The following is a 1010-nucleotide window of genomic DNA, read 5'->3' as shown; positions in this document are numbered from 1 at the left end:
GCTCATGAACTCATGATGTTGCGGCAGCGTGCTATGGTTGGTCGGCATCGGCTGATACTCCTCGTACCGCTTAATCACTTCATCGTGGTTTTCTGTTCGCATGGTCGGTCCAGTTGCATAGGGATCGTTCCTCACTTGCTTTTCCAGTTGATGAACCGATCCCGGACTCTTGGAGTGGGGCCTTACATATGGTTGCGTTCAGTCAAGAACACCGAGGCCATACGCTGCGACCGTACAGTTTAGTTCGTCCTAGTCGCCGTTCGTTGGCAGGATCGATGCATCACAAATGTAGTGGTCTTGGCCGGAGGGTGTCCGCAAACCTTTAGGCAAGGTACTACCAAATTGAATACTCACTCCCTCTGGTAATTTTGCATTCTTCCCATATACGTAACCCAGCCTCAACGGATAGCGATCTATTAAGTCGTTCCCAAAATTCCCCCATTTCTTCGTTACATAAAGAGAATCGCTGGTCACATAAAAGGAATAGTCTTTAGAACTTTTGACAGAATCAAAGGAAATGTGATCACTGTCGTATTGAAGCCAGTTAAATGACTTGCCTCCGTCTGTCGAGTAGGCGAGGTAGTTTCTACATCCTCGATCGCCACACGAACCAGTTGTAACTGTTGGAACAGCAACATTCATCCCCGTCTGATCATCAATTATCAGCTTTCCTAAAAATCCGTTCGGCGACGTATGGCCGACTCTCGTCCTCACGCCGCTCTTCGTGTCGTTGTACCAAGTCTCGCCCGAACAATTGTCGTAGCTTTCCAGTGTAATGAAGCGATGGCCATCAATTTTGTAAATTATCTGAGGGGGTGTATTGTATTTTTTCCAGTTCTCGGAAATCATCAACGCGGGCTTCGCGTTTGGCAACGGCATGTCACTATACGTGTAACGCCCTGTATCTGGCATCTGTGTTTGCTGACACGCTGCCAGAATCGTTAAACAAGATAGCACTATCAATGGCAAACGTTTCATGGGGTGTATACCGTTTCGTTTAGTTTTTTACG

At 47.2% G+C, this 1010-nt stretch carries 1 protein-coding gene; it reads right to left on the bottom strand.

Annotation, left to right across the window (positions count from 1 at the left end):
• Positions 1 to 249 precede the first annotated feature (249 nt).
• Positions 250 to 978, bottom strand: coding sequence for a T6SS immunity protein Tli3 family protein (locus AWB82_RS37520; RefSeq protein WP_143757005.1), 729 nt, complete (start codon positions 976 to 978; stop codon positions 250 to 252).
• Positions 979 to 1010: the final 32 nt, after the last annotated feature.

The sequence above is a fragment of the Caballeronia glebae genome, assembly GCF_001545035.1.
Taxonomy (GTDB): Bacteria; Pseudomonadota; Gammaproteobacteria; order Burkholderiales; family Burkholderiaceae; genus Caballeronia; species Caballeronia glebae.
Note: the sequence above shows the minus strand (reverse complement) of the source record. Positions and strands in the feature narration are given on the sequence as shown.

What these genes read in the sequence shown, in the direction of transcription:
- AWB82_RS37520 (WP_143757005.1), bottom strand. Translation starts at nt 978, where the DNA reads ATGAAACGTTTGCCATTGATAGTGCTATCTTGTTTAACGATTCTGGCA.